This is a genomic window from Vibrio sp. 10N.261.45.E2 (assembly GCF_002875705.1).
Lineage (GTDB): Bacteria > Pseudomonadota > Gammaproteobacteria > Enterobacterales > Vibrionaceae > Vibrio.
Genome location: NZ_MCZZ01000124.1, coordinates 1 through 26,686 on the forward strand (window position 1 = coordinate 1; position 26,686 = coordinate 26,686).

Annotated in this window: 34 protein-coding genes and 1 riboswitch; of the genes, 21 read left to right on the top strand and 13 right to left on the bottom strand. The window is 43.4% G+C overall.

Annotation, left to right across the window (positions count from 1 at the left end):
- Window positions 1-603: 603 nt before the first annotated feature.
- Window positions 604-1,128, bottom strand: coding sequence for a DUF3087 family protein (locus BCT34_RS12070; RefSeq protein ID WP_076656392.1), 525 nt, complete (start codon window positions 1,126-1,128; stop codon window positions 604-606).
- Between the two features lie 256 nt (window positions 1,129-1,384).
- On the opposite strand from BCT34_RS12070, the gene trmY reads away from it, so the two are divergent.
- Window positions 1,385-1,984 (top strand): tRNA (pseudouridine(54)-N(1))-methyltransferase TrmY, encoded by a 600-nt coding sequence (gene trmY, locus BCT34_RS12075; RefSeq protein ID WP_076656390.1) that lies wholly within the window; start codon window positions 1,385-1,387, stop codon window positions 1,982-1,984.
- 100 nt (window positions 1,985-2,084) lie between these two features.
- Here trmY and BCT34_RS12080 read toward each other — a convergent pair whose 3' ends face one another.
- Window positions 2,085-2,387, bottom strand: coding sequence for a hypothetical protein (locus tag BCT34_RS12080; protein ID WP_076656387.1), 303 nt, complete (start codon window positions 2,385-2,387; stop codon window positions 2,085-2,087).
- A 381-nt stretch (window positions 2,388-2,768) separates the two neighbouring features.
- On the opposite strand from BCT34_RS12080, the gene BCT34_RS24615 reads away from it, so the two are divergent.
- On the top strand, window positions 2,769-3,029 hold the full coding sequence (locus BCT34_RS24615; protein ID WP_241902821.1) for a hypothetical protein: 261 nt from the start codon (window positions 2,769-2,771) through the stop codon (window positions 3,027-3,029).
- An 84-nt stretch (window positions 3,030-3,113) separates the two neighbouring features.
- A complete protein-coding gene (locus BCT34_RS24620) occupies window positions 3,114-3,338 on the top strand; it encodes a hypothetical protein (RefSeq protein WP_241902822.1) in 225 nt (74 codons plus the stop codon).
- Between the two features lie 105 nt (window positions 3,339-3,443).
- Here the strand turns inward: BCT34_RS24620 and BCT34_RS12090 are convergent, their stop codons facing one another.
- On the bottom strand, window positions 3,444-4,544 hold the full coding sequence (locus BCT34_RS12090; protein WP_076656385.1) for a permease: 1,101 nt from the start codon (window positions 4,542-4,544) through the stop codon (window positions 3,444-3,446).
- A gap of 233 nt (window positions 4,545-4,777) precedes the next feature.
- Here BCT34_RS12090 and BCT34_RS12095 point away from each other — a divergent pair, with 233 nt between their 5' ends.
- Together BCT34_RS12095 and sigZ are read left to right on the top strand one after the other, a co-directional pair.
- A complete protein-coding gene (locus BCT34_RS12095) occupies window positions 4,778-5,074 on the top strand; it encodes a metalloregulator ArsR/SmtB family transcription factor (protein ID WP_076656383.1) in 297 nt (98 codons plus the stop codon).
- The gene (gene sigZ / locus BCT34_RS12100) at window positions 5,058-5,642 is read left to right on the top strand and encodes an RNA polymerase sigma factor SigZ (RefSeq protein ID WP_076656380.1); all 585 of its coding nucleotides are present in this window, start codon (window positions 5,058-5,060) and stop codon (window positions 5,640-5,642) included. The genes BCT34_RS12095 and sigZ overlap by 17 nt, the downstream gene beginning before the upstream one ends.
- A gap of 135 nt (window positions 5,643-5,777) precedes the next feature.
- Here the strand turns inward: sigZ and BCT34_RS12105 are convergent, their stop codons facing one another.
- A complete protein-coding gene (locus BCT34_RS12105; RefSeq protein WP_076656378.1) occupies window positions 5,778-6,392 on the bottom strand; it encodes a YitT family protein in 615 nt (204 codons plus the stop codon).
- A gap of 396 nt (window positions 6,393-6,788) precedes the next feature.
- Between BCT34_RS12105 and BCT34_RS24335 the strand changes: the two genes are divergently transcribed.
- The 4 genes from BCT34_RS24335 (at window position 6,789) to BCT34_RS12120 (ending at window position 9,633) form a co-directional block, all read left to right on the top strand.
- Window positions 6,789-7,016 carry a hypothetical protein gene (locus BCT34_RS24335; protein WP_076656375.1) on the top strand — a complete coding sequence of 76 codons (228 nt, stop codon included), beginning with the start codon at window positions 6,789-6,791 and terminating at the stop codon, window positions 7,014-7,016.
- 15 nt (window positions 7,017-7,031) lie between these two features.
- A complete protein-coding gene (locus BCT34_RS12110; protein WP_076656373.1) occupies window positions 7,032-8,243 on the top strand; it encodes an MFS transporter in 1,212 nt (403 codons plus the stop codon).
- Between the two features lie 223 nt (window positions 8,244-8,466).
- The gene (locus tag BCT34_RS12115) at window positions 8,467-9,192 is read left to right on the top strand and encodes a sulfite exporter TauE/SafE family protein (RefSeq protein WP_174571166.1); all 726 of its coding nucleotides are present in this window, start codon (window positions 8,467-8,469) and stop codon (window positions 9,190-9,192) included.
- 78 nt (window positions 9,193-9,270) lie between these two features.
- Window positions 9,271-9,633 (top strand): MmcQ/YjbR family DNA-binding protein, encoded by a 363-nt coding sequence (locus BCT34_RS12120; RefSeq protein ID WP_076656368.1) that lies wholly within the window; start codon window positions 9,271-9,273, stop codon window positions 9,631-9,633.
- Between the two features lie 92 nt (window positions 9,634-9,725).
- On the opposite strand, the gene BCT34_RS12125 is transcribed toward BCT34_RS12120, so the two are convergent.
- Window positions 9,726-10,469, bottom strand: coding sequence for a phosphatase PAP2 family protein (locus tag BCT34_RS12125; protein ID WP_076656365.1), 744 nt, complete (start codon window positions 10,467-10,469; stop codon window positions 9,726-9,728).
- A gap of 373 nt (window positions 10,470-10,842) precedes the next feature.
- Window positions 10,843-10,993: riboswitch (FMN riboswitch) on the top strand.
- A 185-nt stretch (window positions 10,994-11,178) separates the two neighbouring features.
- On the opposite strand from BCT34_RS12125, the gene ribB reads away from it, so the two are divergent.
- On the top strand, window positions 11,179-11,835 hold the full coding sequence (gene ribB / locus BCT34_RS12130) for a 3,4-dihydroxy-2-butanone-4-phosphate synthase (RefSeq protein ID WP_076656362.1): 657 nt from the start codon (window positions 11,179-11,181) through the stop codon (window positions 11,833-11,835).
- A 342-nt stretch (window positions 11,836-12,177) separates the two neighbouring features.
- Window positions 12,178-13,026, top strand: a complete 849-nt coding sequence (locus BCT34_RS12135; protein ID WP_076656359.1) for a hypothetical protein — start codon at window positions 12,178-12,180, stop codon at window positions 13,024-13,026.
- A gap of 320 nt (window positions 13,027-13,346) precedes the next feature.
- On the opposite strand, the gene BCT34_RS12140 is transcribed toward BCT34_RS12135, so the two are convergent.
- Both BCT34_RS12140 and BCT34_RS12145 read right to left on the bottom strand, forming a co-directional pair.
- Window positions 13,347-14,000: a cupin domain-containing protein gene (locus BCT34_RS12140; RefSeq protein WP_076656356.1), complete on the bottom strand. Its 654-nt coding sequence runs from the start codon at window positions 13,998-14,000 to the stop codon at window positions 13,347-13,349.
- Between the two features lie 134 nt (window positions 14,001-14,134).
- Window positions 14,135-14,902, bottom strand: coding sequence for an SDR family oxidoreductase (locus tag BCT34_RS12145; protein WP_076656353.1), 768 nt, complete (start codon window positions 14,900-14,902; stop codon window positions 14,135-14,137).
- A gap of 105 nt (window positions 14,903-15,007) precedes the next feature.
- Between BCT34_RS12145 and BCT34_RS12150 the strand changes: the two genes are divergently transcribed.
- Window positions 15,008-15,346 carry a helix-turn-helix domain-containing protein gene (locus BCT34_RS12150; protein WP_004733017.1) on the top strand — a complete coding sequence of 113 codons (339 nt, stop codon included), beginning with the start codon at window positions 15,008-15,010 and terminating at the stop codon, window positions 15,344-15,346.
- Window positions 15,347-15,393: 47 nt separating this feature from the next.
- Here BCT34_RS12150 and BCT34_RS12155 read toward each other — a convergent pair whose 3' ends face one another.
- A complete protein-coding gene (locus BCT34_RS12155) occupies window positions 15,394-16,299 on the bottom strand; it encodes a LysR family transcriptional regulator (protein ID WP_076656350.1) in 906 nt (301 codons plus the stop codon).
- A gap of 226 nt (window positions 16,300-16,525) precedes the next feature.
- Between BCT34_RS12155 and BCT34_RS12160 the strand changes: the two genes are divergently transcribed.
- Window positions 16,526-17,245, top strand: a complete 720-nt coding sequence (locus BCT34_RS12160) for an SDR family oxidoreductase (RefSeq protein WP_076656347.1) — start codon at window positions 16,526-16,528, stop codon at window positions 17,243-17,245.
- A 213-nt stretch (window positions 17,246-17,458) separates the two neighbouring features.
- Here BCT34_RS12160 and ompW read toward each other — a convergent pair whose 3' ends face one another.
- Window positions 17,459-18,112, bottom strand: coding sequence for an outer membrane protein OmpW (gene ompW, locus BCT34_RS12165; RefSeq protein ID WP_076656344.1), 654 nt, complete (start codon window positions 18,110-18,112; stop codon window positions 17,459-17,461).
- Window positions 18,113-18,512: 400 nt separating this feature from the next.
- Here ompW and glgC point away from each other — a divergent pair, with 400 nt between their 5' ends.
- Window positions 18,513-19,733: a glucose-1-phosphate adenylyltransferase gene (gene glgC / locus BCT34_RS12170; RefSeq protein WP_076656341.1), complete on the top strand. Its 1,221-nt coding sequence runs from the start codon at window positions 18,513-18,515 to the stop codon at window positions 19,731-19,733.
- 72 nt (window positions 19,734-19,805) lie between these two features.
- On the opposite strand, the gene BCT34_RS12175 is transcribed toward glgC, so the two are convergent.
- On the bottom strand, window positions 19,806-20,390 hold the full coding sequence (locus BCT34_RS12175; RefSeq protein ID WP_076656339.1) for a hypothetical protein: 585 nt from the start codon (window positions 20,388-20,390) through the stop codon (window positions 19,806-19,808).
- Between the two features lie 318 nt (window positions 20,391-20,708).
- Here BCT34_RS12175 and BCT34_RS12180 point away from each other — a divergent pair, with 318 nt between their 5' ends.
- From BCT34_RS12180 to BCT34_RS12210, 7 genes are all read left to right on the top strand, one after another.
- Window positions 20,709-21,056: a hypothetical protein gene (locus tag BCT34_RS12180; RefSeq protein ID WP_048611632.1), complete on the top strand. Its 348-nt coding sequence runs from the start codon at window positions 20,709-20,711 to the stop codon at window positions 21,054-21,056.
- A 22-nt stretch (window positions 21,057-21,078) separates the two neighbouring features.
- Window positions 21,079-21,564: a hypothetical protein gene (locus BCT34_RS12185; protein ID WP_076656336.1), complete on the top strand. Its 486-nt coding sequence runs from the start codon at window positions 21,079-21,081 to the stop codon at window positions 21,562-21,564.
- Between the two features lie 3 nt (window positions 21,565-21,567).
- The gene (locus BCT34_RS12190; RefSeq protein ID WP_076656333.1) at window positions 21,568-22,062 is read left to right on the top strand and encodes a hypothetical protein; all 495 of its coding nucleotides are present in this window, start codon (window positions 21,568-21,570) and stop codon (window positions 22,060-22,062) included.
- Window positions 22,063-22,121: 59 nt separating this feature from the next.
- Window positions 22,122-22,529 carry a hypothetical protein gene (locus BCT34_RS12195; RefSeq protein WP_076656330.1) on the top strand — a complete coding sequence of 136 codons (408 nt, stop codon included), beginning with the start codon at window positions 22,122-22,124 and terminating at the stop codon, window positions 22,527-22,529.
- Between the two features lies 1 nt (window position 22,530).
- The gene (locus BCT34_RS24625) at window positions 22,531-22,998 is read left to right on the top strand and encodes a hypothetical protein (protein ID WP_241902823.1); all 468 of its coding nucleotides are present in this window, start codon (window positions 22,531-22,533) and stop codon (window positions 22,996-22,998) included.
- A 318-nt stretch (window positions 22,999-23,316) separates the two neighbouring features.
- The gene (gene raiA, locus BCT34_RS12205; RefSeq protein ID WP_076656327.1) at window positions 23,317-23,673 is read left to right on the top strand and encodes a ribosome-associated translation inhibitor RaiA; all 357 of its coding nucleotides are present in this window, start codon (window positions 23,317-23,319) and stop codon (window positions 23,671-23,673) included.
- A 222-nt stretch (window positions 23,674-23,895) separates the two neighbouring features.
- Window positions 23,896-24,051: a DUF3012 domain-containing protein gene (locus BCT34_RS12210; protein ID WP_017631564.1), complete on the top strand. Its 156-nt coding sequence runs from the start codon at window positions 23,896-23,898 to the stop codon at window positions 24,049-24,051.
- Window positions 24,052-24,178: 127 nt separating this feature from the next.
- On the opposite strand, the gene phnE (BCT34_RS12215) is transcribed toward BCT34_RS12210, so the two are convergent.
- From phnE (BCT34_RS12215) to phnC, 3 genes are read right to left on the bottom strand one after another with little or no spacing between them, the layout of a single operon-like run.
- Window positions 24,179-24,982, bottom strand: coding sequence for a phosphonate ABC transporter, permease protein PhnE (phnE, locus tag BCT34_RS12215; RefSeq protein ID WP_076656324.1), 804 nt, complete (start codon window positions 24,980-24,982; stop codon window positions 24,179-24,181).
- Window positions 24,982-25,806, bottom strand: a complete 825-nt coding sequence (phnE, locus tag BCT34_RS12220; protein ID WP_076656321.1) for a phosphonate ABC transporter, permease protein PhnE — start codon at window positions 25,804-25,806, stop codon at window positions 24,982-24,984. Before phnE (BCT34_RS12220) ends, phnE (BCT34_RS12215) begins: the two co-directional genes overlap by 1 nt.
- Window positions 25,794-26,564: a phosphonate ABC transporter ATP-binding protein gene (gene phnC, locus BCT34_RS12225; protein ID WP_076656318.1), complete on the bottom strand. Its 771-nt coding sequence runs from the start codon at window positions 26,562-26,564 to the stop codon at window positions 25,794-25,796. Before phnC ends, phnE (BCT34_RS12220) begins: the two co-directional genes overlap by 13 nt.
- Window positions 26,565-26,686: the final 122 nt, after the last annotated feature.

The following is a 26,686-nucleotide window of genomic DNA, read 5'->3' on the forward strand; positions in this document are numbered from 1 at the left end:
GATCAAACTCTTCAATTTAAAGTTTTGATTACCTAAATTAATAGGTGTGACTCAACGAATACTGACTTCAAAACTAATATTTACCGCTCTTTCGAAAAAGAACAGAAACATGTAATTCTAAAGCTATTACCATTCCAACAGAATGATAATGAATTGACTGTGTCAAATAACCGAGGTTATTTGTATTGGTCACTCAGTTCATTGAAATCAATTTGTTACCGAAGTAACTGCCATTCCTGAGAATGACGTTTTGATATTCATCAACGAGTGCCCACACAGATTGATAGGTTTAAATTGTTAAAGAGCTTTGCTTATCGAAACTTTCTTTTTACAAAGAAACCCTTGAAAGTGGACGTGAATTCTAGCGATTTAATCTTAAGTGTCAAACACTTTTTAAAATTAATTTCTTTCGAACTTTCCGTCTTACTGATTACTGCCGAAGCCTTGTGGCGTCTGCCGTGTCAGTGAGGCGGCATTATAGAGATCATCGAAAACATGGCAACCCCTTTTTTGATAAAAATTCAAAAAACTTGCTTAAGTGGCTACTTTTACGTCAAAAGGCTCTTTCGCAGCTCAAAGCTCATACAATAATGGGCATATTACTTAAAACTTTGCGATTAGCTCTTTCGAAAAAGCCTCTATATCTAGCTCAATGCTCCATTTCTCACTCAACTCTAGGATGTTATCTAGCGATTGCTGAACGGTTTTGATCGTCAATGTGTTGTTGTCTAGGTCGTATACCTGTTTTTGCGTGGTGTAATAGAAATAAAGAATGATCAGCGCGTCTCGGTCGCCTTGCTCCGCTTTGGGTTGAATACGCTTAAGCTTACGATAGATTTGATTGTGGATTTGTTTAAGATTCCATACATAAAGCGCTTCTTTGAAGTAATCATGCCCTTTCACACGGCTCGCAATAAATGCATTCAAGGCAACAGATAAAATCACGCCTAATACGTTCAAGTGGAAGTTACCCGTCGATTCGCCTGCTATTGATTGTCCTGAGCCGAATAGATCAATCAGTATGGTTCCGAATACAATGGCGAACACGGCGAGTGATCCAACCAACGAAACCAACAACAGGTTCATCTTCTTTCTATATTCTTCTTTATTGATCTTCTGTAACTTCACCGACTACTTCCTTATGTAAGTCACCTAATAATTTGCGCATACTATCTACGTAAACATTGGGTCGCTTCAACCCTTACCATCTTGTAATGTGGTCATTCTCTATTTAATACGCAGAGTTCTTCTGATTGGCGCTATACGCAACTCTATTTGACTTCATTAATAGAAAAGAGTTACATACCGCCACAAATTTGGTTATTCATCAATTCATGTTGCTAAAGCTCATTTCGCTTTATCACATACTGACAAGGTACATTCCATGCGTTCATTTGTATTACGCGCTCGCGCAGCCCCTACAGAGAGTAAACTTATCTTAGAAGGTGTTGGGCAAGATGCTCATACTGAGATTCTGGCTCATACTCTGATGAACACGATCTTCGTTGCTCAATCTCACCGTGAGAATGTCACCGTGCACCTTGTATTAGAAAGTACTAAAGACTTCTCACGCACGATTACATTCGATTCAAACGAGATCACCAACATTGGTGGCTTCCATGAGTCTGCATTACTCTCAGCGGTAGTAAGAGCGGTTGACGCTTCTCAAGGTATGACCAAAGAGCAGACGCGTCAGGTTGAACAGGGCATCACTGTTCGTACTATGAGTTTTGAAAAGCTGGTTAAAGAGCTAGCTGAAGACCACCAGCTGTACATGATGGATAAGAAAGGCGACTTTATTCGTGATGCAGAGATTGCGGAAAACCCATGTTTCCTTCTAACTGACCATATCCCTATGCCGAAGAAAAGCTACAACAGCTTGAAGCGTTTAGGGACAGAGAAAATCAGCTTAGGTCCAAACATGTTGTTTGCTTCTCAGTGTGTTGTGTTGATCAACAATGAGCTAGATATTCGCGGTTTCTAACTCTAAAAACAAAACACAGTGAACAAAGCCCGGTTATTCGCCGGGCTTTTGATTTTTTGGATGCTGAGAATCACTTCTAGTTTATGATCAGCTAAACCCGTCACATGAGATCTCGCATTAACGTCTCATATTGTTCAGACACCAATACCACCAGATGATTAAGCTCTTTTGCATCTTCCTCTGCCAATAAAAGTTGCCAATCTGTCTGTTGACCACTTTCATCTCGTCCAAGCACCTTAGTCTTCCCTTTTTCCGCTTCAAAAGACAAGTGATTAAAGTCGGTATCATGATGTTCATGAGACTCTAAAATTTCAAACTCTAAATTTCCGGTCGGCTTTACTTGAATGTGGGCATGAAAATGTTGCTGATTCTGTAACTCATATTCCCTATGTATTGCGAACATACTCCCTCCTATCAACCTTAATCTAAGCTCGTAAACAACCTGTTATACAGTACCTGCTCTTCAAGGTTGCCCCCTAATAGCAAGTATCTATACAAAGTGTAGGCTTCCGATTTCGGTACTAGAGCAAAATCAGCCGACTGTTTGATACTAGACAAAATAGCGTTCAGTATTGTGACGCTTCGATTGATCTTTCTTGACGGGTATAAGCCAGCTCAAGAGTCCAACAAAAATGACCAAGTATCTAATTTATAAAACTTGCGCTTAGTTCCATTTATTTCACCTATTGGTCTGACCTTTGAGAATATTATGACGTTGAGCTCCAAGCTTTTGATTCGATAGTTATACTTTTAATAATTTCGGTGAATTTATTTAAGGTAATACATGTCGATTTTTACCGTATTCTTCTGTGGAACAGGATCCAACTCAGAAGATAATAACCATAAGAACTATGTGTCTGGCGAGCTAATATCAACATTGGCGAAGAATACCACCGGCCGAGACATGATTGACTATATCCAGGTAGACGGCGTTGGCAGCGGAAACCAAAACGAATGGTTAAAGCAAGGCAAGGACGATACATACTCTGCGATTAGAGGGACTCTGCAAGGCAAAGGTATTAACGAGTTGGGGAACGCAACTTAAAGCGAGCACAACATTAAACTTCTCCCGACAACGCATCATCGAGTTATACGAGCAGATGCGCAGTCACGAGAGTACTTCAATAAAATGCACGGTATGACTTACACGGCTGAGAACCGACTACTATGGACAAGCAAAGATAGAATCGGCCAGCAGAGAGAACGGCGTTATGGTATTCCGATGTATCGTTTTCAGTTTCCCGGCATAACCAACAACTACGGCGATGCGATTAATCGACACCACTGCGATGTATTAGCCATCAATGCTTTCGCTACACACGGTACTTCTGCCGCGCTACCAAACACAGTCTGATATTCCTATTTGATAAGCAGTTAAACAAAAAAGAGCTCAACTAAGTGAGCTCTTTGCATTATCTATCTCTTGGTATCGATAGTTTTATCCAAGCATCAAATCTGATTAACCAAAGATGAAGCTGTATAGGAAGCCTGCACCCATCGCCATGCTGAGGATAACGAATAGGAAGGCTGCAATCATTTGGTTCTTGAAGATTGATTTAAGCAGGATAACTTCCGTCAAACTTGCGCCAGCACTACCAATGATCAATGCCATGACTGAACCCAACGCCATGCCTTTCTGTACTAGAGCAGCACTTAGTGGGATTACCGCTTCAGCTCGAATGTACAGTGGGATACCAATTACAGCCGCTACCGGAATCGCATACCACATACCTTCACCAGCGTACTGTGCAATTAGGTCAGTAGGAATGAAGCCGTAGATGAATGAACCAATCGCGATACCCATCATTAGGTAAGGGAAAACTTGTTTGAAATCTTTCCAAGTTGAGAACCAAATTCTCATCCAACGGCTAGGTTCTTTCTTCTCTACGATTTCCACCGTCGCGCTTCCATCCGCTGAGCTGCATGAAACGGTCACTTGTGGCTCTTCTTTCTTAGAATCGCAGCAAGATGTCTCTTTAGCCATTACTGGTGCAGGTTCGCCGCATGCACTTGTACCACACGAAGATTCAGCTTTTATTGGCGCAGCTTTCTTAGGAGCAGAGTCACCACAGCTAGTGCCACAGTTTGAAGTTGAACCTGTTGATTCATACGCTTCAGGTTTTACATAACGCTCAAAGCCAAGCTTCTCCAGTGCGTAACCAGCGACTACAGACACTGTCATTGCGACAAGGAAGTAGAACACAGCGACTTGCCAACCGAACGTAATCACGAACAAGCCAATGATCACTGGGTTCAATAGTGGGCTACCGAATAGGAATACCATCATTGGACCGAAACCCGCTCGTGCACGCAGCAACCCTTTTAAGAAGGGAATGGTTGAACATGAACAGAAAGGCGTAATCGCCCCCAAAAACGCAGCAACCACATAACCCTTACCGTTACGCGAGCTCAGAATAGATTGAATCTTCTCTGGCGTAAGAAACTCTTGAAGAATCCCGACAATATAGCTGATCGCTAAGAATAGGATAATTAACTCTACGGCTAAGAAAGCGAACATATCAAGTGCGTCTTTTAGCATTGTTAACATTTCATTGCTCATAATTAACTCCGAACTGGATTGAGAGTCGGGCTCTATGAGAAAAGCAACCAACCCTTAATTTCGAATATTCTCGAATTATAGAAATAAACCACACCAGATCAAGAATTATTTCGATAAAAATCGAAATAACTGTCAAAACCAAATTTTTTCAATAACTTATACAACCACAGTTTTTAAATTTGAATTCAGAATACATTTCGACTAACATCGAAATTAAATCTTGAGGAGTTAATATGAACTTAGAAGTCGTTGCGAAAGCACTTAAAGAGTTAGGCCACCCTATTCGCCTATCCATTTATAAGAGTGTCGTTAAAGCGGGCTATCAAGGCATTGCAGTTGGCGGCCTACAAGAAGAGCTAGGTATTCCCGGTTCTACCTTATCTCACCACATTTCAAGCTTGGCGTCTGCGGGCCTGATCAGCCAAAGACGAGAAGGAAGAACTCTGTTCTGCGTGGCAGAGTATGAGTGCTTAGAAGGCGTGATTGATTTCTTACAAGACGAGTGTTGTGTGAATGAACAGTGCAACTAATGCACCTTTGAAGATCGAACAACTCTGGGCCGAATATCAACAAGCATTAAAGTCATTCCTGTATTCAAAGGTCAACAATTCTGCAGATGTAGACGACTTGCTCCAAGATATCTTAATTAAGACCTATCAGAACTTAGACAAGGTACAAGATGCGAGCAGCGTTAAGGCTTGGCTGTTCCAGTTAGCCAACAACACCATTATCGACTTCTACCGTAAACATGCACGCCAACAACGCGATAGCCAAATTGATGCTGAAGATCTGTGGTTTACCGATTTAGACCAAGATTCTGAATTTAAGCAGAAGCTCTCATTGTGTATTGAACCTTTTATTCAGGCACTGCCAGAGCAAAGTGCATCGCTACTGCTTGCGGTCGACATTAAAGGTCAAAGTCAGAAAGAGATCGCAGAAGCGCAGAACGTCAGTTACTCAACGGTAAAATCCCGAGTACAAAAAAGCCGTGCTGATCTTAAGCACCTGTTTGAAGCGTGTTGTAACTTATCACTAGATAAACAAGGTAATGTGATTGATTGCGAACTTAAGCCGAACGCCAACTGCGGGCAGTGTTAATCGTTCCAACTAATCCGTTATTTCAATACAACAAAGCCAGCAATTGATGCTGGCTTTGTTGTTTTCATAATCTGCAAATCACTTTGCTTAAGCGGACCTAGTGCTTGCGCGAACCTAATACTTGAGTGAACCTAACTACGCTGCTTCCGCTTTTACCAAGGGTTGATAGCGCCCTGGCTTGTGATTCATTGCTAGAATCAAGTTGGTGACTATCGCACCAAGTACAGACAGAAGAACCAGTGATACATCAACAATGAACAGAGAAAGCACAACAATCGTGCAATCCAGTGCCATCTGAACTTTACCCGCTCGAATACCAAAACGTTCTTGTAAGAACAGCGCCAGAATGTTGAAGCCGCCTAAGCTCATCTTATGACGGAAAATCACTAACATGCCGGTACCAATCAAGCCACCACCAAGCAAAGCTGCATACAATGCATGGATTTCGGCAATTTGAATCACGTGGTACAAGTGATCAACGGCAAACGAAACAATCGAAACGGCAATAAAGGTATTGATGGTGAAACGCCAGCCCATACGAGCAACCGACAAAATATAGAAAGGTAAGTTGAGCGCGAAGAACACTTGACCAAAGCTTAGGTCTGTTACTTTGGTAATGAAAATTGCTAGACCAGCCGTGCCTCCGGTGAGCAAACCGACTTGATTGAAAAAGATAACACCGAGTGAAACCAGTGCGCTACCTAAGATCAGTGCCAGTAAATTTTCGCGAAGGTTATGATCTTTATCCATGTGAATGACTCTCCCTGAATCTTTTAACATCGCGTTTCAGTCATGATGAAACGATTTACGCCCAAATTTACGATGTTTGACAGATAAGTCGAGCGAACGAGTAATGTTACTTAGTAATTAGTTTGTATATTAGTTTTTACAGCTTTGTGAAAGCTACAGTTAAACAGACACTTACAACTATGAATTTCGATATCTATTCTTAAATACATACTTCTATCTATTAACTAACGAGCTTCGAGTTTTCTCATTTATTGCATACATTTTATCCCAACTCTAACGAAGCAGCAATCTATGCATAAAACGCATAGATCACATCACAAATTGTCATTTGATACATAACTTACTCATCACTATGATGCGCGGCTTCTTACAACATTGAGCGCATGTAAACACCGTATGTTTTCACAATCTCTTTTTGCCCAACTTGCTAGAATGACGCTATTTCTCGTCATTAGTTTGGTTATTGTGCATCACAGTCAGCCATTGATCGATCTCTTGGCTCAGCATGCCGTAAGCAGTGGTTGCCACCAGCAGTCAGGGCATGATCATTCTGGGCACGAACACCACCATGAGATGACTGACCATAACATTTCAGCGCAAGACCACTCACATCACCACCATTAATTTAAGAGTATTAGAATGAGCATTTTCCGTTTTCCATTACTGGTATGGCTTGGGATAGGCACACTTATTATCAGTCTAGGGATCAGACAATCATTCGGCATTTTCATGATGCCAATTTCAGAGCATTTCGACACAGGTCGCGAGTTTTTCAGCTTCGCGATTGCGCTACAAAACCTATTGTTCGGTGTGTTCCAACCTTTTGTTGGTATGGCGGCTGATAAATGGGGAGCAAGGCGCATCATTATCGCTGGTGCATGTGCTTACGGTTTGGGTTTACTTCTTACCTCAATTTCTACCGAATCGAGCATGCTTTACGTTTCATTGGGTGCACTCGTTGGCCTTGGATTAAGTGCGACAAGTTATGTGATCGTACTTGGTGCTGTCGCTAAAGTTGTACCAGCAGAGCACGCGGCTAAAGCGTTTGGCTTAACCACGGCTGCAGGTTCATTTGGTATGTTCGCGGTCATTCCAGGCGCACAATACATGCTGAACGAGTTTGATTGGCAAAGTGCGATGCAAGTATTTGGCGTACTTTGTTGTTTGATGATCTCTTTTGCGCTGTTCATGCGAGCGCCAAAAGCAGCCTCAAACAAACAAGCGCAGGCAGAAGAGAACCAAACACTGAAAGAAGCATTGTCTGAAGCGTTTGCTCACAAAGGTTACTGGTTGATTCATGCAGGCTTCTTCGTGTGTGGTTTCCACGTAATGTTTATCGCAACACACTTACCAAGCTACTTAGCAGACAAAGACCTACCAGCGAGCAGCGCTGCGATGGCACTGGCTTACGTTGGCATCTTCAACATCTTCGGATCTTACTTCTGGGGTGTGATGGGCGACAAGTTCAGCAAGCGCCACGTTATGTCTGCACTGTACTTAGTTCGCACCGTGGTTATCGGTGCGTTTGTCACTCTGCCTGTAACTGAATCAACCGCGGCTATCTTCGGTGCGGCAATTGGCTTCTGTTGGTTGGGTACGGTTCCGCTAACTTCTGGCTTAGTTCGTCAGATCTTCGGTGCGCGTTATCTATCTACTTTGTACGGTTTGGTGTTCTTTACTCACCAAGTGGGTAGCTTCTTAGGCGCTTGGGTTGGTGGTCGTATTTACGATTACTACGGTTCTTACGAACCAATCTGGTGGTCAACAGTGGTATTGGCATTTGCAGCAGCGCTTATCCATTTACCCATCAATGACAAGCCGATTGAGCGAATCAAATTGGCAATGGCTTAACGTTTTATGCTAACTCCCCCACTAGCGTAAACGACAAGTCGTTCCAATAAAGCGAGTGAGTATTGAAGGAAGAATCCTGAACTACTCACTCGCTTTTTTGTTGGTCGTTATCATTGAGTTTATAACTAGCGAAACTTGCATAAACCTCACTGAATAATAAGACTATTCTTTTCGTTTTAATTTATAGTGTCCACTTGCTCATTTAAAAATCATCCGCAGGCTTATGGAATACATAGATCAGACTGTCCTTATCGCAATGGGACTCATTTTTGTCGGCTCGTTTGTGCAAACCGCAATCGGCTTTGGTTTGGCTATTGTTGCTGCCCCACTGTTGTTTTTGGTCTCTCCAGACTATGTCCCTGCGCCTATCTGTCTCATTGGTTTGTTTATCTCGTTGTTCAACGCTTTTAAACATCGAGCGAACATCTCTATTGGCGGATTAAAAATCGCGTTGCTCGGCCGGATTCCGGGCTCACTAGCAGGTGGAGCTTTATTGGTGATGGTTTCAACGAGCGTTCTATCTTTATGGTTGGGCTTATTGGTAGTATTTGCGGTGATTGTTAGCCTACTGCCATTTAGGCTCGAACCCACCCCAACTAAGATGGGTATTGCGGGGTTCTTCTCAGGATTCTTTGGCACCAGTTCGGGTATTGGTGGTCCACCGATGGCACTACTACTCCAACACCAAGATGCGAATCAGCTTCGTGGTAATCTTTCTGCGTTTTTCGTGTTTAGTTCTATTATCTCGTTACTGGTACAGATCCCAATAGGCTTCTTCACCATGCACCATTTGATGGTTACCATACCATTGCTGCCTGCAGCTTGGCTGGGTTATAAAGTGGCATTGATGACGACACAAAGTATCCCTAAAGAGAAGATACGCATCGGTTCATTACTGCTATGTTCTATCAGTGGCTTTACGGCAATCTGGCAGGGGTTAGCTGGCTAGTGGCGATAGAGAAACGCAATAGAAATACACCTTAGAAAATCAACACAGTTCAAACACCCACTAGAAAAAGGACGCTCTATGAACTACGACGAATTCAATGCATTCTGCAAATCACTGCCTGCAACCAGTTATGTGATGCAGTGGAATAATTCGCACGTTTGGAAAGTGGGTGGCAAAGTGTTTGCGATTGGTGGTTGGGGACCGAAAGATGAGCCTGCGTTTATCTTTAAGGCGTCCGATCAGAATTTCGATTTTCTCAAAGAAGAGCCAGGCTATAAACCCGCACCCTACTTTGCCTCGCGTGGCATGAAATGGATTCAGCTTTTTGAGAGCACATCAGAAAGGGATGAAGAACTGAGATATTACCTCACTGAGTCACACCGAATTGTGTCCTTAGGTCTAACCAAAAAGAAACAAGCAGAACTCGGGCTAAATCAGTAGCCAGAATTTCTGCTTGTTAATCGCTTATGCAAAACTGAATTAGCCTTTAAAAACTTATTCAGCCTTGAGAAAACCAAATCGCTCTTAAAACCTTAAGCCCCTCTTAAAAACTGCGGCAGTAAAGGCTCTATCTTGTGCGTTGGCACTAGTGGTACCAAAAGATAGATCAAGCCAGCAAAGGCGATAGACGCCGCTAAGTCTTCTGGTCGATGCATGCCAAGCCACACACGGCTATAGGCAACACCACCAGCCCAAACCAACAAACCGCCGACTAGATAAAAGCGTTTCGCCTCTAGGAACAATCCGCCAAAGAATGCCAAACACACACCAACGAAAATCATGTGTCCAGATGGGAAAGAGTAATCGGTTTCGCCAAGCCAATGACGTGTTCGCCACTCGCTAACCTTATCTTGCACAGATTCAATCGCCGCATTCTTTTCTACCAAAGGCAGCTCATAAAACAGTTCTGGCATTTCAACCACTTCCTGCGAGACCAAAAACTCAGAATAAGGGCGTGGGCTCTCTGTTGAGTGCTTTAAGAAGGTCTTAGCCGCAAAGCTGAGCACCAGTAGTATACCGAGCTGCAGACAAAGGCTAACTAACTTAGCTTTGGTGAACTTCATCGTGAGCACGACTAAAGACAAAACAGCGAGCGTTATTAAGAACCCTTGATTACCCGCCGAGTAAGTTACAAAAGTAATAAATGCACCATAGAAGGGCTGGACCGCACTTCCAAGGTCGAAATCAGATCCAAAGATCAAAAAGGGTACGAGGGAATACAAGCTTAAAACGAGCAGTAACAAGCCTTTGGATTTGTTAGAGAACAGAGAAGTCATAGCTAAGATCTTTGAGATAAAGTGGTCGGATGCTATCGCAGCTTAGCATCGCTAATATCAATTTTATGTCAAAACGGTCAGCAAACCGTCATGGTGTAACAATAATCGATTAATGGTTTTTTTGAGTATTGAGATGATGAACAGTCTCGTCATCACCAATAACTCTGTACATCCACTTGTGCACATATAGACGTTAAAACCAATAGAGCCTGGCCTCTAACCCACTAAACCCTACACGCTAAGGTCTGCCGATAAAGTGAGCACTTACAGGCTTAAAAGAGCTGAATCTGAAAAACTTTGCTGCCAGTCCTTTAAATCCAGTATTGAAAGGATTACCATCTGGTCTGCTTTCATAGCAAAACAGATTATTAATTTTTATTCTCAGGGCGGGGCGAAATTCCCCACCGGCGGTATGTCCTTAGCAAAATCTAAAGATAAGCCCGCGAGCGCTCGATTCGTCGAGGTCAGCAGATCTGGTGAGATGCCAGAGCCGACGGTTATAGTCCGGATGAGAGAGAATGGAAACACACTCGTTTAAGTTGGAAAGGCGTACCTATTTATTGGGTTCATGCCTCCAACTCGAACGGGTGCATTTCGTTTTGGATAAACCATAATGAGCTAAAACTGACTTGTAATGAGTCGGCTTTGTTGTGCTCGGTTGAGATCCCTCATACAGCCCTGATTCTGGTGATATTTTAGGAGTTTAACCATGAATCAGTCTTCACTACTTGCCGAATTTGGCGAACCAATCACTCGCGTTGAAAACGCACTGCAAGCTCTACGCGAAGGTCGTGGCGTACTTCTACTTGACGATGAAGATCGTGAAAACGAAGGCGACATCATCTACTCAGTAGAACACCTAACCAATGCTCAAATGGCACTAATGATCCGCGAATGCAGCGGTATTGTGTGCCTATGTCTAACTGACGAGCAAGCAAACCAACTTGAACTTCCACCTATGGTTGTTGATAACAACAGCGCAAACCAAACTGCGTTTACCGTCACTATCGAAGCAAAAGTTGGCGTAACGACGGGTGTTTCTGCCGCTGACCGTGTAACAACGATCAAGACAGCTGCAAACCCAGCAGCTAAGCCGACTGACCTTGCTCGCCCTGGCCATGTATTCCCATTACGCGCTCGTAAAGGTGGCGTACTTGCTCGCCGCGGCCACACAGAAGGTACTGTGGATCTTATGCAAATGGCTGGTCTGCAATCGGCAGGTGTACTGTGTGAAGTAACCAACCCAGACGGTACGATGGCAAAAGCGCCAGAGATCGTTGCTTTCGGCAAGCTTCACAACATGCCAGTACTGACCATTGAAGACATGGTGATGTACCGCACTGAGTTCGACCTTAAGCTTGCGTAATGTTTAATCCTCAACGCTAAACACTTAGCGCAGAGGGTGAATAAACTCAGAAATGAATATTGAAAGGCCTCACTCTTACTGCTTTTTCTAGTTAAAAGTAGTAAGAGTGAGGCCTTCTTCATTTCCTACACTGAAACCTAAGACCTTCTCCCCACCGAATACTAACTTCTCAAAAAACCTTGCAACAGATGAGAAATATTCACTCGAATGGTGAAGTCATGCACCATCATTGATCATCAATAATTCCAAGAAAATTATAAACAACTGAAATATAAAACTTATTAATTTTGGCACAGTGCCTGCACTACCACTAAGTAGGTATACAAATATTAGGAGTTGAATATGTTTGTAGTTATTTCAGTGGGTTTATCCCTATTAGTACTTGCAGCCCTGTTTCATTTCTCAAGGAAGAGACAGACAGCACTATCACACAGGTTTGAAACCTTAGTTCTACTCAGAGAGTTATTGTCGCTATCACGCAAACACCGCGCAGCAACGCATTACGCTCTGGCGTATAAATTGTCTAGCGACTCGATTCGCAAAGTGAACAAGATTTACGACAACATACTTGAGGTATCTGAGCTGCTTCAATCTCATGTCTCGTTCGATAGTCGCCCTATGTATCGCATCTATCACCTTAAGCTCATCGCCATGCACAGCGACTGGCAAAACCGTAGCTTAGTACGCAACCAATCGATTCATGGCAAAACCATTCGCCATAGCATGTTCTTAATGGATGAAGTGATGATCATCTGGCTGATTCAGTCTGAACGTGAAGACATGAGCCGTGAGTATCACATGAATTGGCAACAGATCTTAGACTGCATGGAGATCTTGACCAAGCTGAGAATGTGCATTCCCGACATGGAAAAACCCGAGGAGTATTTGAGGTTCAAGTTCTACGCATCTCAAACTCATCGCAAACTGAACCAATTATCGATTATTTGCCCTATCAGTAGCGGGTCCCCCATTTGCACACGTGCGATGCATGCACTCACTGAGATCGCATCAAGCACGGAAGCAACCCAACCCGCAGATAGCATGTACGAGTTGACCAGTGATATCTCTACTGTGGTTTCTCAAGTTTACGACCAAGTATTGTCAGACATTACTAGAAGTTTGTATCAGCCTTTACCTAGCATCAACGATAAGGCGATAAACACCCGATTATCCGTACACCATTACATCTAAAGACTTCGTGAGAGGAGAGCGTGCTGGAACTCTGAATTATTGAGTTCGAATCCGATATCACCATTGATATCGGATTTTTGTATTTATGGACTTTTAAATTCCTATCGCTGTATATCATTGCCTATGAAGCTTCAAACATCCCCAGACTTGATATCACTAGACCAAATCTCCGAAAAAAAAATCAATGAACTGATGAACTCGAATCTGGCAAATTCCCACGCCAACGTTTTGGTGTCTCTTACTAGTTAGCTTATATGTAAAAACTAAAAAAGCCGCTTGTTCAAAACAATGCGGCTTTCTCATCTATATTGAGTATGCCTTTAATTCACAGGCAGGTGACCCGTTTTCACAAGGATGACCGTCTCTTCTTCCACATAAGGGAAATGCTCACTCATATGAGGGCTGCGCATCCATGTGTGTTTCGGGTACACGCCATGTTCATCTTTAAAGGTGCCCGACAAAACAAAGATCTCCTCACCACCAAAGTGACGGTGCGGCTGAAAACGTTCGCCAACTGGCCACTTCACCAACGCAACATGTTCGTGTTCGAATTCATGCAGTGGCATCACTTGTAAACCACCAATGCCCGGAAGCCAGTCTGTTTCCAGCGTATTAATACGGACTTGAGTTAAGTCTCTTGCATCAAACTGGTTTAGTTTAACCAAGATCGTGCAGCCATTTTTGCTTGATGGAGAATGCGCGCTGCCCGGCGGGTTGCGAATGTAAGTACCTGCAGGGAAGTCTCCTGTTTCATCTGAGAATACTCCGTCTAACACGAAAATCTCTTCGCCTTGGGGATGTGGGTGCTCAGAAAACGAAGATGCAGGATCGTACTTAACCACACTGGTTGTATGGCCCGATTCTTTATCTTCTCTTTCAAGCGGCTTACGCCATACCCCTTTAGCTGGGCTCGCAACCCAATCTAACGGTTCAGTTTCTATAACCAGTCTCTTTGAAAAATCCATGTTGAACATAATGGCGACCTTACTCTTGTTATCGTTTTAATTATTATTGTTGTATTTCTAGCTTTTATTCTACGCGAATACTGATAAAGGTGACTATCTCGCTGCTATTTCGCCAATCCGACAGCCACCTAAAAGAATCCTAATTAATTGCGGCCAGCAATCACACCGCCATCAATATCCCATATTGCCCCCGTTACCCAATCAGCGCTGTCAGACAACAAGAAAGAGATACTATTGGCGATATCTTTCGGCAAACCTACGCGACCAATAGGGTGAAATGCGTTAAAGCCTTCTAGCGCTTGATCCACCTCTTCAGGCTTAATGAAAGATTCGTAAATCGGTGTTTTAACCACAGCTGGGGAAACCGCATTTACACGAATGTTATGCTCTGCTAATTCCATCGCCATGTGTTGTGTTAATGCGTGCAAGCCCGCTTTTGCCATTGAGTACGCAGAAGATGGTGTCGCTTTGATCGCTTGTTTCGCCCACATAGAACCGACATTTACTACGTTTCCGCCACCATTTTTGATCATCAACTTGCTGACAGCTTGAGTGATGAAGAAAGTCGCTTTATTGAGCTGCATATATTGTTCGTAATCCGACTCTTGATGCTCGATAAACGCTTTAGGTTTGAAGTAGCCAGCCGCGTTAACAAGGTAACCAATACCCTCTTCGAGCGACTCTAGATGCGTAATAAGATTCGACACACTTTCCTCATCATAAAGGTTAGCTTGCCAACCAGAGGCGCGGCCTAGCGATTGAAGTTCTGACACCGCTTTATCTAACTTAGTTGGGTTATTGCCGACCACCAACACATGGATGTTTTGAGCGACTAACTGCTTCGCTGTTTCAAAGCCCATCCCGCTTGTGCCACCGATGACGACTGCAATACCATTTTTAGTGAAGTTCATTTTGTTATCTCCTAAGTCATGTGAACGTGGTAATCTTAGGCTTTGAACTAACACTATGAATAGTAAGTACAAATCGGTTAGGTAGGTACTTATTGGTACATCTTTATGAAAAATCAGGAAAACTTTTTTTCAAGAAAATCAGCACCAGAGCGTTCCGCTCGCATGGTAGAAACCATCTACGGCTGTAAATGGTCGCTCACGGTTTACCAACTGCTGGCAAATGGCATTAATCGCCCCGGTGAAATGGTGCGTTCGGTCGAAGGGCTATCGACCAAGGTACTGAATGAATGTTTGAAGCGAAATGTGGAGTTCGGGATTTTAGATAAACAGATGTTCAACGAACTGCCACCAAGAGTGGAATATCAAGTAACACCGTTCGGTGAGAAGTTTTTACTCATTCTAGATCAGCTAGAAAACCTACAAAACGAAATCGACGAGATGTAAACCCAAGCGAGCTCACTCTATTACAAACAATGGACAGTAAGAGCCACTCAGCTGACTGGCATTTGTTCAAAACGCCCTTTCACAAAATCAATAAAGGTTCGAATACGGCTCGGTTGATAGCGGTCTCGATGGTAGATCGCTGAAAAGTCGACTTTAGGTACCATCCACTCATCAAACACCTGCACCAGTTGCCCATCGTTCATTTCTTGTAAGCAGTAGATGGTTGGAACACGAATAATCCCGTTGCCCGACTTGGCCCCCTGCACCAATACTCGACCATTTTTACATTGCAGCCTACCCGTCACATGCACATCGACCGTTTTTTTGGTGTCGTCCAAGGCTTGAAAGCTCCACTTACGCACCGAACCGGTTAAGCAATCATGATGGATAAGATCCTTAGGATGATTAGGCTTGCCTTTGCGAGTGAAATATTCTGGGCTCGCGAGTGTTCCCATTTCAATGTCCAAAAGCTTCCTTGCGATGAAGCCCGCATCTTCAAGGCTTCCCATACGAAAAGCGATATCGAAAGCGTCTTCAATCAAATCGACTCGGTTGCTACTAAAATCAAGGCTAATGCTGATATCGGGATAGAGCTGCATAAATTCATTGACCAAATCAGCAATGATCACCTCGCCCAGATAACCTCCGACACAGTTGACTTTTATGTCGCCGCGCACTTCTTCGACATCATCCACAGCAGCAATCAGGGCTTGGTCTATATTATCTAGAGCTTGTTCGCATCTCACGTACAGATCTTGTCCTGCGTGGGTCAACCTTAGGGTTCGAGTGGTGCGAATAAACAACGTCACGCCCATCTGCTTTTCTAGACTACTTACTTGGCGTGATACATGGGAACGTGACACATCGAGCTCCTCAGCGGCTTTAGTAAAGTTACCTAAACGCGCAATAAGCACGAAAGAACGAATATCAGACAGGTTAATTTGATTGAGCATAGTCGCTGGCTTACTTGTGAAATTAAAAAGGGATGAAGTAGTAAGGTGAATACATTTATTGTTGCATCACAGCAACAGTGTTTCAAGTAAAGCGCTATATATCAACAATGTAATTTTCCTTAATATACCTCCATCGCAACGAAGGAGGGCAATAAGCTCTTGATTCGAATGCACTTAAACAATACGTCGTAGCCAATCGACGCAATAAAAGTACAGAGGAAATAAAATGAAAAAACTAATCGTAATTACAGGTGCAAGCTCTGGTATTGGTGAAGCAATCGCTCGTCGTCTAAGCGATGAAGGTCACCCTCTGCTACTTTTAGCTCGTCGTATTGATCGCCTTGAAGCGCTTAACCTACCAAACTCACTATCAGTGAAAGTAGACGTAACAGACAAAGCGTCTTTTGATGCAGCAATCGCTCAAGGTGAAGCTAAATTTGGCCCTGTAGATGCGCTTATCAACAACGCTGGTGCAATGCTTCTTGGTCAAATCGATACTCAAGATGCTCAAGAATGGAAGACAATGTTCGACGTGAACGTAATTGGTCTTCTAAACGGCATGCAGTCTGTACTTGCGCCAATGATGGAACGCAACACTGGTACTATCATCAACATCAGCTCAATCGCGGGTAAGAAAACATTCCCGAACCACGCTGCATACTGTGGTACTAAATTTGCGGTACACGCTATCTCTGAGAACGTTCGTGAAGAAGTTGCCGCTTCAAATGTTCGTGTTACGACTATCGCACCGGGTGCAGTAGAAACTGAGCTTCTGTCTCACACAACATCTCAAGAGATCAAAGACGGTTACGATTCTTGGAAAGAGGACATGGGTGGTGTATTAGCTGCTGACGATATTGCTCGCGCTGTATCATTTGCTTACCAACAACCACAAAACGTATGTATCCGTGAAATTGCTCTAGCACCAACGAAGCAACAGCCATAGAAACTAATTAACACGCTGACATTGTGCTGCATAAATAGGAAGCGCCACTACTTACCAAGTAGTGGCGCTTTTGTTTTCGGGTAACGATAATTGCAACCGCCATATCAATTGATACTTATACATGATTTGCTTGCGTTAATCGTGAAGTCGCTGATGAAAAAAGGCGCCCAAGCTGGCTGGTGCTTGAACGCCTTAGTAAACTAAAAGTATGGGTTAGAAGTTGTAACCACCACCAATCATGAATACCCATGGGTCAATATCAACGTCTGTAGAATATTGCGTTGTAGTTCCACCCACAGTTTGCTTGTACTTAGCTGTTGTACCAATATCTGCATACCAAACCGAAGCGTTTAGGAACCAATCTTCATTAATCATGTAGTCAATTCCGATATTCGCTGCCAAGCCCCAAGAATCATCAAGAGACAGATCGCTTAAACCTGCACTTTTACCCGTGCCATTCAAGCTTTCATCAAAGAATACCGTGTAGTTGATGCCTGCACCTACGTAAGGACGGAAGTCACTGTTCGCTTGGCCAAAGTAGTACTGAACCATAAATGTTGGTGGAAGGTGCTTAGTGTCAGCAACTTTACCTAGGCCATTAACAGAAATATTGTGAGAGAAAGGGCTTGCCGCTAGTACTTCAAAACTGATGTTATCTGTAAACATGTAACCAAAAGTCAGGCCTAGTTGAGTATCAGAATCTAATGAAAACTCAAGGTCTGAGTTGTCTAGAACCGCGCCACTACTGTCGTTTGGAGACACTGTTGCTGCACCTGCACGGATGATGAAATCACCTTCTTTATGAGCAAGAACATTGGTTGACATAAGAGCCGTAATAACCGCAAGACCACATACTGTTTTTTTCATTATAATTTCCTTTCGAGGGCTTCATTTTATTGGTGAATGAGTAATCATTTCTTATTTTGCGTGCAAGTTATCACAGAATAACCCTACTTTATTGATGGAAATCAATTTGTGAAAATTTGTAATTACTTATGTAAATTTATATCGACCCGATCACTTTATCCCTTCATTTTATTGACAGTTTTGTAATGCAACTTTCCCGTGCGTCATGTCGTTTAATTCAACTTCACTCATTTGTTCTCGCCGATTTAAATCAAAATAGAGCAAGGCAATATCCTGTACGCATCAATTTGGTGCAACAGCACAAAAATAAGTGTCGCCTTGTTTAATATTCAATGAGTTACATTTGGCTTAGTGCTTGCAAGTCTATGTTCATAATCATAAATACATTGAGGTTCTGACTATGCAAGACACTCTAACAATCGTTCTGGCCGGCGGTGTTGGCTCTCGGCTTTCTCCCCTCACCGATAACCGCGCAAAACCTGCGGTACCCTTTGGTGGCAAATATCGAATTATCGATTTCACGCTCGCGAACTGCCTTCATTCTGGGCTTCGTCAAATTTTGGTGCTGACTCAATACAAGTCTCACTCTTTGCAAAAACACTTACGTGATGGTTGGTCGGTGCTTAACCCCGAGCTCGGCGAATACATCACTAATGTTCCCCCACAAATGCGAACAGGTGACAGCTGGTATAGCGGCACTGCTGACGCGATTTACCAAAACCTGTATCTGCTTTCTCGTAGTGAAGCTAAACATGTTGTGGTGTTATCCGGCGACCATATCTATCGCATGGACTATGCACCAATGCTCAAGCAACATAAAAAGAATGAGGCCGATCTAACGGTGGCGTGCATGGAGGTTTCGATTGATGAAGCCAAAGAGTTCGGTGTGATGGAGATAGACGAATCTCTGGAGATCAATAACTTTACCGAGAAGCCTCATTACCCTGCATGTGTACCCGGTCGGCCGACTCGAAGCATGGCTTCAATGGGTATTTACGTTTTTGATAAAGAGGTACTAACACAAGCGCTACTGGCGGATGCCGAAGATCCAAACTCAAGCCACGATTTTGGTAAAGACATCATTCCTAAACTTGTCGGCAACAACAGCGTTTACGCATATAAGTTTGGTGATGAAGAAGGACGTGTAACCCAAGATGCGTACTGGAGAGATGTTGGTACTATCGACTCTTATTACCAATCTAACATGGACCTGTTAAAGCCAGCCTCACCAATCGATTTATACCAACCCGATTGGGCGATTCGCACCTACGAACCACAACTGCCGCCCGCACGAACCATTGCTTCAGTAGAGGGAAACCAAGGCATATTCATCAACTCGATGATCGCCAATGGGGTGGTTATTGAAGGTGGTTCCGCGCAAAACTCCATCTTTTTCCCTAAGGTAAAAGTCAGTAATGCGGCGATTGTGATTGATAGTATCTTGTTTGAAGATGTTGAGATTGGAAAGAACTGCCACATACAAAACTGCATCATCGATAAGAACGTGAAAGTGCCAGATGGAACCCAAATAGGCCTCGATAACCTTGCAGACGCCAAGCGTTTCCACATTTCAAAACAAGGCGTAATCGTCGTACCTTCTTCTTATCAATTTGAAGAATAATGCCTAATTTAGGTAACTTCTCCTAAATGAACAAAGGCAGCGAATTCGCTGCCTTCTCATTTATAAACCTATTTACTGAGGGGCTAATTCGTAGTTTTCTTGCATCTCATGAGGAGCAATCCCGTACTCATAATCCGCTAAGTAACCATCCTTATAAACCTTCATTCCTTTTTCATCCCAACTCACTTTGATCATCGCCGTATTGCCATCTTCACTGCCCAAAAGCTCAAGCATTTCTGCATCAATTTTAATGGCTTTGATGGTTTTAATACGCTTAAACGGCTTAAATTCAGTGGTCGAGGTTGGCAAAGATCCGTAGCTGCTGATCCATGTCTCTTTTGGTACGAGCCATTGGTTGAAGACATCATCAACAATCGCTTTCGGCATGCTTGCGATAACCACATCATCTGTCATTACGTTGTTTGTCTCTAAGCTATAACCGCCCTTACCGTCTGAAACATAAGTAGGGAAATCAATGCCAATTTCGGATTCAGTAGGCAAACGACCTAAAGTAACCGACTTCTTAACGTACAACTCTGCGGTTTCAAATTGCTGCATGATCTCTGGAATTTTCTGAAACTCAACAGGCGCAGCAAAGGCGTTAAAAGCGAAAGAGAGGGAAGCTGCAATTACAGCAAATTTAACAGGCATTTTCATGATTACGAATCCAACATAGAAGATGGCTGTTAGAGTATCCCGTACTAACAAAGACCTCAATAAACTGCATCGGCTTATATTTGTAAGTGTGATATTGAGTGACGAAATGATAAATAGTCGCTTTCCGTAATTCCTTCAACTGTCCCTCTTCAACAGCCCTTCTTCAACAACCTCTCTTCAAGAGAAAGCTCACCTCCCGCGAAAAGAAACCGCTCCTTTTTTTACCGTACTGTCAGCCTTATGTCAGTGGCGCAAAATGGTAAGTCATGCATTCAAACAAAACTAAAATGAGACCTCGATCATCATTTTGAGGTTCTCATGAAGGCTATTTACATCATTGCTGCCGCGTTATTGCTGAGCAGTTCTTTAGCAAACGCAAACGTGCACAAGTGGAAAAATACCGAATTTCAGACCTACTCAGACAAAACACAGGTCAGGTTTCTATTGGTAAACCGTTACACCAAACAAGCCGACTACTACCTACGAATTGATGACAAAGAATTTCCAAACAAGATCCAATTGGATGCAAACCAAGAGATAGAGCTGGATATCAACGTTAAGACGCCAGCGGCTCAAACAACCAAGAAAAAGATTTGCACACGCATGGTGACGGACTCTCCGAACAGCTACGAAGTGTGTACCAATCTTAAATTCAAGCGCTATTAAACCAATTCAAACGGTACTAACGATGCAAAACATCATAACAACGCTGCGCAGGGGTTTATTGACTGTCGTTGCACTGGCTATCGCTTCATTGACCAGCCTTGCTCTATCGAGCACTGCGCTGGCAAACCCGATACCGAGTGTATCCAACCCATCAGGAACCGATCGAGTTCGTACGTCTGAGGGAGCTTCGTGTGAGCAAGCCATTTCCACAGGCAAAACCGTTCAGTTCGGCACCTATGGATCAACCGGCAATGAAGATAGCGACAGTTATTACAACAATTATTACTACCAAAATCAGGATGAAGCAGGCGTATACGCGGCTGTGACATTCCAATTTGGTGGTGAAGATCGAGTTGACTGTCGTCGACTCTACGAGTTCGAGCTCCGTGAGCGAGAACGTTTAGAAGAGCTTGCTCAAGCGGAACACGAGCTAAAGCTATTACAGATCGAAGCAGAGAAATATCGTCTGCTGAAGATGAAACAAAGCAATACCACTTTTTCGGAGTAAAAAATGCTTAATAAAAAACCACTACTTGGCCTGGCTGCCATTTCTATTTTTGCAACAACTATTGCACATGCAAAACCACCAGGTCATGAGGATGATAAGACCGGAGATGTCGTGTTCTCAGCATCCGTTGAATCGCAGTGTGGGATCGAAGCAACGGAAGACAAAGCCAATTTAGCTTTCGGTGATAGCTACAACGAATCACATGCGACCGTGAAGCTAGTGAGTAATAGAGATGGAGTTAAAGTCCGAGCAGAAGATATCAAAATCGAATCGTTTGACGGACAAATTCAAAAGAGCGATGTGTTTTTCCAGTCAACGGGTACAACAGAGCTCGATCAGTCAGCTCTTGGTTGGGAGTCAGGTGTAGACATCACTCGAGACCAAATTCGCGCAGACAATAATATGAACCTCTTCGCACGTGTTGCGGTTGATGAAAGCAACCTAGATGCAAATGAAGATTACGAAGTTAAAACCACATGGACAGTCGAGTGTAACTAACCATCATCTCTCCCACGGCAAGCCCTCTAATCACGAGGGCTTACTGATTCAGAGGCTATATGAAAACCTTACTATTATTCTTGTCGATCTTGTTTATCGCCCCCTACGCTGTGAGCACAGGATTTGATAAACAAGAAGTCGAACATTTCAATCAAATGTGCGTGGATGGTTCAGACAACCACCAACGCCGAATCTTTGATGCGCTATCAAATTCTGAATACATCGACTGGTCGAGTATCGAGTTAATCGATACTGAAAGTCGCGTTAATTACACTGAAACGACCATCGCAGCAAAACAAAATGATCGTGTCACGTGTGATCTGATTGTTGAGTACAAATATCACCATACCGATATCGTATTGAGCTCAAGCTATCAGGTATCTCTAAAAGACAAGCAAACTATTAGTAATGTTGCTGTTACTGAGCAAGCAGTCACGGATTTTATTGTCCGCGTTATGGTGAACTAACATGCTACGACTTATTATCGCGGTCATTCTAATCAGCTTATCCAGCTTCACTTTGGCATCAGATCGCCACTCAACACTGAGCTTTAAAAAGCACGTGAGAGAACGCTGCGGATTAGAAGTGATCAATAACCAAGGTGAGATGAGTTTTGGCCAAGACTACGATGGTCGAGCGATCACACTTAAGCTTGAATCCAATCGAAAAGACTCGCGATTGTTGCTCAAGCTGCAACATATTGACCTAGGCTCAATCGATGAGTCTCGTATTTCAGAACTTGTAAGGTTCAAAGTCGAAACGCCCGTTAGGTACGAGGGAGACATTAATTACTGGCGTCAGGGCGTTGAGTTTCCGAGTGAACAGCTCTCATCCAATAACGAAGTTTCAATTAAGGCACGTATTACTATCCCAGAGTCACAGCTAACCGCAGGTGAGTTTCATTTCAATATGGAATGGGCGGTTGAGTGTCTATAAATTAAAGTCTAACGGTAACTTATTTATCAAAAATAGAAGAAGTTCGCCAAGTGACAAGTTCGGAATTCTAAAACCGATAAAGAGATATTCACTAGAGTAGCGCTCAGAATTAGAGCAAGTTTTCAAGGATGGAGTATTTTTGAACATGTATCGAAAACACGAAACATAATATGTGATCAGTTATTCGGACTTTCAAGGGAGGAAGGAGAGATTATTTAATAACACTGAAGTCAATCACACATGTGTACTTTCTCTATTGGTTAATCTATCCGATGTTTGCTACGTTTAAATGACACAGTCATTGGAAAGGTATGATTTATGAAAATAAACGTTCAAACACATCACGTATCAATTAACGACGACTCACGTAAAGACATCGAAGGTAAATTCGAAAAGATATCTAGCCATTTTCCATCACTGATTAGCTGCGACATCATCATTACAAAAGAACATGGTCAACATCAGGTTGAAGTGTTCACTAACTACGAAGGTGTACGTGTAAACGCAAAAGCTACAGATGACGTTATGTATCCGGCTATCGCATCAGCGCTTAAGAAGCTAGAAGCAGGCCTAAGTAACCGTAAGGGACAATTAAAAGCAGATCTACACGAGAAACCAACAAGTACCAAGCCAGAGATTGCTTCGGACATCATCCAAGAGATGAAACTGGTATAATTCCTCAAGTAGTTCAAGCTTACTAACGAATAGAAGCTTATCAAGAATTGCAAAGCCAGCACACGTTGCTGGCTTTTTCGATCTTTAGTCATCCCCTCACGTTGTCACACCGATATTCAACTCAGACCCACATCACCTTTAAGTCTCCGGTGGCTATAACAATCATCAATAGTATTTGGTAGAGTGACAACCAGAAACCTAGACCAAAATGGAATATTTGTTATGAAGAAAGTCGCGTTGATCCTTTTCCTAGCCACTCAATTAATGGCTTGTACAGAAGTCGGCAGTGAAGCTTGGTGTGCGGATATGAAAGAAAAACCTAAAGGTGACTGGACGGCGAATGAAGCGGGCGATTTTGCCAAGCACTGTATTTTCTAAACGCTAACTATTCGTTAAATACAAAACACACCGCATAAAAAAACGACCGCTAGGTAGACCGATGTACCTAGGGTCGTTTGAGCTTCAAAATGCTAGATAAGCTCTCAACTTTCACACAACATGTTGTCTATATGAGTTTGTTACGGATGTGGATCACTACAGCTTCAGCAATGATAACCACCGCAAAAATACTCACTAATACCATTGAAACTTTTTGCCATTCAAAAAGGTTCTGAGCATCGTTTAGCACCACGCCAATACCACCAGCCCCCACCAAACCCAGTACTGCAGATTCACGTACATTAATGTCCCAACGGAACAGTACAATTGAGTAAAACGCTGGCATCACTTGTGGCCAATACCCTTTCAATAAGATGCTCATCCACGAAGCACCTGTTGCACGTAAAGCTTCAATAGGCCCCATGTTCACTTCAGCAATTGCTTCCGCTAACAGCTTCCCTACAAAGCCGATACTGCGAATGGCAATCGCCATGATGCCTGCGAGAACACCGGGGCCAAACAGTGCGATAAACAACAATGCCCATACCAGCGAGTTCACTGAACGTGAAGACACTAGAAAGAATTGAGCAAACCAGTTCAACGCTTTATTTGGAGTGATATTTGGCGCATTCAACAACGCCAAAGGAATTGCAAACACTAAAGTAAACAGAGTGCCCAGAGTCGCGATGTGCAGCGTTTCAATCATCGCAGCATGAATGGTTTCTGGGTAAAAAGCATAATCCATTGGGACCATACGCTGGAACATATCGGCGAACTGAGCAGGCGCGTCATAAAGAAACTCAGGGATAACTTCCACCGTCTGCCAAGACCACACGATGGCACACACTAGGCTAAGGTAGACGGCAAATCGAGCCACACGTTCGTTTGGTGTAAAACGCTGCCACTCTTTGTCGATAGATGCAGTTGTCATTAGAAGATTCTCCTAACAATGTTGGAAAGAAACTCACCGACAAGAATCAGTGCGATAATGGTAATCAAGATAGCGGCGACGAAGTCGTAGTCAAAACGTTGAAATGCTGAGAATAAAGTACCGCCAAGGCCGCCCGCCCCCACAATACCAACCATGGTTGAGTTACGTAGATTGGAATCCAACTGGTAGCTCGCAAAGCCAATAAAGCGTGTGAAAACCTGTGGCATCACCGCGTACAGGATGACACTCACGAAGCTAGCGCCTGTTGCTTTAATCGCTTCAACCGGTTTAAAAGAGATCTCTTCAATCGCTTCAGCAAAAAGCTTCGCGATGAAGCCAATCGATGCGAACACCAAGGTCAAGATCCCGGCTAGCGCACCGAAGCCCACCGCTTTTACAAACAAGATGGCAATGATCACTGGATGAAAAGAACGGCACAAGGCAATAAAACCACGGATTGGCGTTGATACGATTGAAGGCATCATGTTTCTCGCAGCAAGCAGGCCTAAAAATAACGAGATAACGATGCCAAAGAAACTTGAGATAATCGCAATCTGTAGGCTTTCCGCTAACCCACTCAGCAATAAGCTAGTACGTGAGAAATCAGGCGGAAACATTCTTGATAGTAATCGCTCACTTTCACCAAAGCCGATGATCAAACGATCAAACGTCAGCCCTAACGTCGAGAAACTGTAAAACAGATACGCAACTATCGCAGCGATGATTGCTCGGTTAGTCCATGAGGTTTTGAACGGGTTTTCATGCTTCGCTGGCGACTGGTTTGACGATGCACTTGGCGATGAGCTTGGGTTTAATCCAGCCATGACTCACCCCCATAGATGATTTTCAGATCTTCCTCTGAAATGCCTTCTGGGCTGCCGTCGTAGTGCACCTTACCATTACACATACCAATGATGCGCTTGGCATAACGTTTAGCTAAGTTCACATCATGAATATTCACCAATACCGGGATGTTTTTCTGTTCGGCAAAGGTTTCCATCAATTCCATGATCTCCACCGCGGTTTTCGGATCGAGTGATGACGTTGGTTCGTCAGCAAGAAGAATATAAGGATCTTGCATCACCGCACGAGCGATACCAACACGCTGCCTTTGACCGCCCGACAAGCTGTCGGCACGTTGGTTTGCAAAGTCTTGCAGTCCAACAAATTCCAGTAACTCAAAAGCCTTCGCTAAGTCCTCAGCAGAGTAGCTACGGCGCCACGCATTCCAAGCGGTCATATAGCCTAAACGGCCACTTAACACATTCTCGATAACCGTTAAACGCTCTACCAAGTTGTACTCTTGAAATACCATGCCGATATGACGGCGCTGTTTACGAAGTGCTTGGCCTTTTAGTTGAGTCAGGTCTGCGCCATCAAAAATGATTTCACCTTGGCTTGGATCATTGAGGCGGTTGATACAGCGCAGAAGCGTACTTTTACCGGTACCAGATGGACCAATGATCGCGATGATGCCTGGCTCATCGATATCAATATTAATGCCTTTAAGGATTGGCTTGCCTGCCACATATTCGTGGAAAAGGTTGTTTATCTTTATTCCTTCATAGCTTGCTACGGCCATATTGCATTTCCTTGTGCGAATTTTAGAATGATCTATGCCCTACCCGCGAGGGCATAGATATTTAGTTGAAGTAGGTGTTTTTAAAGAACTAAGTCTTTCGAGAACTTAGTCTTCTAATAGAA